Annotated in this window: 4 protein-coding genes; all 4 read left to right on the forward strand. The window is 54.7% G+C overall.

What is annotated here, in order from left to right:
* The first annotated feature begins 10 nt into the window (after positions 1–10).
* The 4 genes from PKO02S_RS10110 to PKO02S_RS10125 all read left to right on the forward strand — a co-directional run bounded on the left by PKO02S_RS10110 (position 11) and on the right by PKO02S_RS10125 (position 5,518).
* The gene (locus tag PKO02S_RS10110; RefSeq protein WP_164821378.1) at positions 11–1,507 is read left to right on the forward strand and encodes a xylulokinase; all 1,497 of its coding nucleotides are present in this window, start codon (positions 11–13) and stop codon (positions 1,505–1,507) included.
* Positions 1,508–1,533: 26 nt separating this feature from the next.
* Positions 1,534–2,718 carry a mannitol dehydrogenase family protein gene (locus tag PKO02S_RS10115; protein WP_127582020.1) on the forward strand — a complete coding sequence of 395 codons (1,185 nt, stop codon included), beginning with the start codon at positions 1,534–1,536 and terminating at the stop codon, positions 2,716–2,718.
* Positions 2,715–3,866, forward strand: coding sequence for a mannitol dehydrogenase family protein (locus PKO02S_RS10120; RefSeq protein WP_127582023.1), 1,152 nt, complete (start codon positions 2,715–2,717; stop codon positions 3,864–3,866). The genes PKO02S_RS10115 and PKO02S_RS10120 overlap by 4 nt, the downstream gene beginning before the upstream one ends.
* A 527-nt stretch (positions 3,867–4,393) precedes the next feature.
* A complete protein-coding gene (locus tag PKO02S_RS10125) occupies positions 4,394–5,518 on the forward strand; it encodes an IS110 family RNA-guided transposase (protein ID WP_127582026.1) in 1,125 nt (374 codons plus the stop codon).
* The last annotated feature ends 515 nt before the right edge of the window (positions 5,519–6,033 follow it).

Here is a 6,033-nt window from a genome sequence, read left to right on the forward strand (position 1 = left end):
GGAAGCTTGCTTGCTAACGTTGGATATCGGGACGTCTTCTTGCAAAGCGGTCATCTTCGACACGTTAGGCCGCGAGTTGCTCGCTGCATCCGGCCGATACGGCATCCACTACTCCGATGAGGATCACGTCCGTGTGGAGCAAAGTCCGGAGGAAATATGGACAGGAGTCGTTCAAGCCATTCAAGGGCTTAGACTGGATTCTGCCATGTGCTCCCGGTTGAAAGGGATCTCCATCAGCTCCCAGATCAGCTCGCATTTCCTTGTGGATCATCATGATCAACCCTTGACCCGCCTGATCTCGTGGATGGATAGGAGGGCGAGCCGGGAGGCGGCTGAGCTGGCGGAAGCTTTTTCACCTACTGAGATGCAGAGCATGCTAGGTGCGACCTTGCCGGCCGGCGCCTCATGGCCGATCCCGAAGCTTAGATGGCTTCGGCGGCATCATCCCGAGGTGCTCGAGCAAGCCCGGTACCTCGTTCAGCCCAAAGAATGGGTCCTTTTCCAGCTGACGGGGCAATGGATGTCGGATGTATCCAGCTTGCGGGGATGGGGGCATCAACTCGAGCGAGCGCCGGCGACTCCGCTGATCGAATGGGCTGGCGCGGATGCGCAGCTTGTCCCGCCGATGGGGGAGCCTTGGCAAACAGCCGGATTGTTGAGCCGCCATACGGCGGCTTTAGTGGGACTTCCCGCAGGGTTGCCGGTCATTCTCGGCTGGAACGACTTGAACGCGGCTGTTCTAGGATTGTATGGGGGGCAACCCGATTTAGGCATCCATATTACCGGGACATCCGACCATATTGGACTTTTGAGGAAGCCAGCTTCGGCAGAGGAGGCATCCGCGGTACCGGCCGGAATCAATGCCATCCCTTTCTATGACGAGTTGCAGCTGCTTTACGGTGTTTCCTCTGCCGGAGGTTATGCGCTGCAATGGTTTATGGATCGGTTTGAAAGCGACTGCGGCGAGCCCGATTACGAGGCGATCATGAAGATGGCTTCTCAGGTACCGGCAGGTTCGAAGTCACTATGGTTTTTGCCCTATCTGCAAGGGGAGCGTTCCCCCTGGTGGAATCCCGATGCGCGAGCCGTCTTCTATGGGTTATCCGCCTCTCACGATCGAAGCCATATGGCTAGGGCGGTGCTGGAGGGAGTGGGCTTCGCGCTGCGCACGATCACGGATCTGATCGACAAACGTCCTGCCGCGATTCGGGTCGCCGGGGGAGCTAGCCGAAACGCTTTATGGAACCAGATCAAGGCCGACCAGTGGGGCGTTCGTCTGGAGACGATGGAGACTCGGGAAGCCGGCTGTCTGGGGGCTGCTATCTTGGCTGCCGTCGGGGCGGGGCAATACGATTCGATTTCGGAAGCGGCAACGGCGATGACGCGAGTGGGGGCCAGCTTTGAACCGGATAAAGGTGAACACGCGCGCTACGAGAAGCAGTATGAGCATTTTGTGAGGCTGTATCATGCCCTGGAGCCGATGTTTGCCGAGACGTCAAGAGCTTAAGAGAGCGATGCTAGGAGGGAGTCCCGTTGAAAGCAATCGTATTCGGAGCCGGCAAAATAGCCCGAGGCTTCGTGGGTCATCTGCTACAACTGAGCGGCTATTCAACCGTTTTTGTGGATGTGCATCTTCCGCTTGTTGAGCTGTTGAATGCGCGTCGGTCCTATGAGGTTCATATTATGGGCAATCCGGGTCGGAGCGGTAAGGTTACATCAGTAAGCGCCATTCTCCTGTCGGATGTGGAAGCGATTGCTCGCGAGTGGGCTAAGGCCGACATCGGTTTTGTGGCGGTTGGGGGCAAAAATTTAGCGGCGCTTGGCGCCATACTGGGACGCGCGTTTCAAGCTCGATACGAGCAAGGAACGGTTCGAGGTCCGGTAAACCTAGTTGTATGTGAGAACTGGAAGCAGCCGGCGATTGAGCTGCGTCAGGCAATTCGTGCACAGCTTGCCGGTGCCGCTATTGAGGCGTTTGACTGCTGGGTTGGCATTGCCGAGTCTGCTGTCATGCGCTCCGGAGTGGACCCGACGCCGGAGATGCTGAAGGAGGACCCCTTATGCTGTCGGATGTCGGATTATTGGGAGTTGCCTGTGGATGAGGAAGCGCTGGTAGGCAGCCCTCCTCCGATCCAAGGCGTTCAGTACATGGACGGCTTTGCCGGGTTTCTGGAACGAAAGTTCTACACGTACAATGCCGCGAACGGGACCGTATCCTACTTAGGCTTTCTGCGAGGTCATGAACAGCTTTTTGCAGCGGCGACGGATCCGGGCATCGTGAACATTCTGGATGGCGTCTATTCCGAAACAAGTGCGGCACTGGCGCAAAAATACGGTATTCCGCTCGAGGAGCAGCTGGTTTTCTCGCAATCGTCGCGCAAAAAATTACAAGACCCGAACATCGACGATTCCATCGAGCGTAATGCTAGAGATCCTGTACGCAAGCTGGGACCGGATGATCGGTTGGTCGGCTCCGCGCGGCTGGTGCTGCAGCAGGGAGGGACTCCCCGGCATTTGGCGATCTCCATTGCCGCTGCGCTTTATTACGAGCATCCCGAGGATCCGATCGCTTTTCAATTGAAAGAGATGCGGCTGGACCCCGCTCGCGGGACGGACTACATTTTGCAGCACATTTGCCGGTTGGCGCCGGAAGATCCGTTAACGGGGTTGGTTCGTGATGGGGTCGCACAGCTTCGGGAAAAAGGGTGGATCGTATGAAAATCGTAATCATAGGGGCCGGCAAGACGGGGCGGGGGTTTTTGACACGATTTGCGCTGCGTGCGGGTGCATCGGTGTCGTTTATCGACAAGTCGGAGTCGTTGGTGCGGAAGCTGAATGTGGAGGAAGGTTATTCGATTCATTATTTCGGCGAGGACTGTCCTCCTGTTCGGGTGCAAAAGGTACGCGCGGCCATGGCCGGTACCGTGGAAGCTTTTTTGATGCTACTGGAGGCGGATTTGATCTTCACGGCCGTCGGAGAGCAGCATTTGCCGCAAGTGGCGGAGTCGCTTATCCGAAGCATGAAGCAGCGAGAAGTGGAGAGGAAGCCGGTCTTCGTCATTACGGGGGAGAACGGGGTGCGGCCGGGACAAAAGCTGGAGGAGGCTCTATCCCGATTGGGGGCGGGTGCAGGGTATCCAACCGTCGTGGAGTCGGCGATTTTCTGCTCCACGGTTGAGCGTCCCGGAACGAGTATGGACATCGATTCCGAGTCCTATGAGGAGCTGCCCTACGATAGCGTTCGGCTTCCTTCTTCACGAGCTCTGCCCAGTATGGTGGCGGAACCGAAGTTTCCGGAGCTGCTGCAGCGCAAAATCTACACCTATAATTGCATCAGCGCCTGCGTAGCTTATCTCGGGGCGTGGAAAGGCTACCGGTTGTATGCGGAAGCGGCAAACGATCCCGAGATTGATCAACTCGTCCGGCAGGTGCTCGGACCGCTCAATCGGGCTTTGGCTGAGCATCTGGACATTTCGTTGGATACGCAGGTTGCTTTCTCCGAACGGGCCGTTCGGAAATTCCAGGACGTCCTGATCCAGGACGACATCGCCCGCAATGCGCGAGATGTCGCACGGAAGCTCGGTCCCGCGGAGCGGCTCATTGCCCCGGCGTCCATCATCCGGGAGAGAGGCGGCACGGCCGAGGAGCTTCATCCGTTCGCCGTTGTGGTGGCGGCAGCGTTGCACTACAAGGAAGCCGGTGGGCCGGCCTGGATGAAGCGCTTGGCGGAAGTAGGCCCGGCGGCTTTTCTCCAGGAAGTGAGCGGTCTGGACGAGGTCGATCCTTTTTTGCAGGATGCGGTGCGAACCTATGAGTTGATGCGTCATCGGGGTCGCGAGACTTCGAGCGTTGGTGTATATTTGTAGGGAAGTAGTTACTTTCTGCTAGATGGTGAAGATGGGAATCCGAAGCCGTTGGAGCCTACGAAGCGAATGGTGAGGTTGATTTCCTTCATTGGGGTGCTATTATTCGGGTTTGGGTTGTATTTGTTTTGGTTCGCGGAGTCGTTTTACGAGTATTGGTTCGGGACGTAGCGGGCACGGTCGAAAATTCAACGATTTCTGACACGGCCTGAGCGGAAATAGCGGATTTTGCGGTTACCCAGGAAATAATTGCGTTGAGCGGGAAATAATGCGGCCGGTGGATGAGAGTCCAGCGGTTTTTTCTTGTTGTTTTGCGCTCCAATTCGGCCGATTCGGACTACATAGCATTTCCGGGCGGTGAGGCGCACGGAGCCGACCGCAAGCAAAATCTCTGAAATAGTTTGCCATTAGTTATAATGAACGAAACCGACGCCTCTTTGCATCACGTAGGTTGAATTTGGAAATGGTGGTTAGTAGACAAACCTCAAATCCAAAAACAGAGCTACAATCAAAAAGGAGTCGGTATAGTAATGAGTATGACCACGAAATATGTAGGTTTAGACGTATCCAAAGACAAAATTGCGGTGGCCATCGCGACAGAGAACCGAGACGAGAACGTGCGGTTTTGGGGAACCATCCCTCACACCAAAGAAGCGGTTCGAAAACTAGTCGAGCAGCTTCGAAAAGAGGATTCGATTCGGCTGGATGTATGTTATGAGGCAGGGCCCACCGGCTATGAACTTCAACGTTGGTTCCAAACTCTCTTTGTCGAGTGCAGTGTGGTAGCCCCGGTTGTGTTAGATAAGCGGACGCGGATTAAGACGGATAAACGGGACGCCTTACGGTTAGCGAGTTTATGGCGAGCGAAGGAACTTACAGCCATCTACGTGCCGACTGTAATGGATGAAGCGTTACGTGATTTAGTCCGTGCTCGAGAAGATGCCGTACAAGATATGAATCGGCATAAGCAGCGACTGCTCAAGTTTTTGCTTCGCCACCAAATCACTCCTCCAAAGGATCTGAAAGTCTGGAGCAAACCTTTCACAACATGGCTGGATACGTTACGGTTTGAGCGAGTTTGCGAAGATATCGTCTTCCAGGAATATCGCAAATGTATGGCAGAAACGGCCAGCCGGCTAGAGCGATACGAACAAGAGATGGAGCAACAAGCGAAGGAGGACAGTCCTCAAGCGACTATGATCCGGGCGCTGCAAAGCCTCCGTGGCATCGCTACGGTTACGGCAACCACAATAGCGGCAGAATTAGGAGATATTGCGGGGCGGTTTCCTCATCCTCAACAGTTAATGAGTTATTCAGGGTTAGTCCCCGCAGAGAACTCAAGTGGCGCGAGTCGCTGGCAAGGCGGGATAACGAAAGCAGGGAATGCGCATATCCGAAGAGTGTTGGTAGAGGCTGCTTGGAGTTATCGACTCTCCCCGGCGGTGCGCAAAGCCCTGAGGGAACGACACGAAGGGTTGAGTCCAGAAATCGTAGACTTATCCTGGAAAGCTCAGAAACGACTTCATCGCAAATATAAAAATATGCTCCATCGAGGCAAGCAGAAAGGTTGTATCATTACAGCATTGGCGAGGGAATTGTTAGGCTTTGTGTGGGCAATCGCGCAAGAAGTTGAGAAACAACGGAAAGCAGCTTAACAAGAAGCACTCAAGGAGGTAACGCAAAAGAAAGGTGGAGGGTTCACCGGAGAAGGGAATGATGACATTACATTTTTTGGCTCGGGGGCAAAGTACTAAAGTCAAGGCAGAGAAGAAATCCGCGTAGTTGGCTTGACGCTAAGCGAAGGAAGATTGTATAAGTAGCTTAATGCCCGTTATTAGTTAGCGGTGACTTCTCTGGTCGTATCATGTAACTTGTGAAAATCCACGTATATCCGTGTGCCAGCTGGCGCAAATCCCATTTTGCCCTCGTGCCAAGGAATGTAAGTCATGATCTCCGACTCTACGACGATAAACCAACCGCAGGGAGCACGCCCCCTGCACCCCGTTACTCGCCGTAAGGCGGGCTCTGACAACAAGTGTCAGAGCAGGAATTAGTATGGGAGGAGCCACCCGCCTGTCAAGAAAGGCGCTTGACAGGCGTTCCTTTAGCGTACCCAAAAACATGGTTGTCGAGCTAAGAGTTGCAGGTTTCGTTCATATCAGCCAACTTT

This window comes from Paenibacillus koleovorans NBRC 103111, assembly GCF_004000845.1.
Classification (GTDB): Bacteria; Bacillota; Bacilli; order Paenibacillales; family NBRC-103111; genus Paenibacillus_AA; species Paenibacillus_AA koleovorans.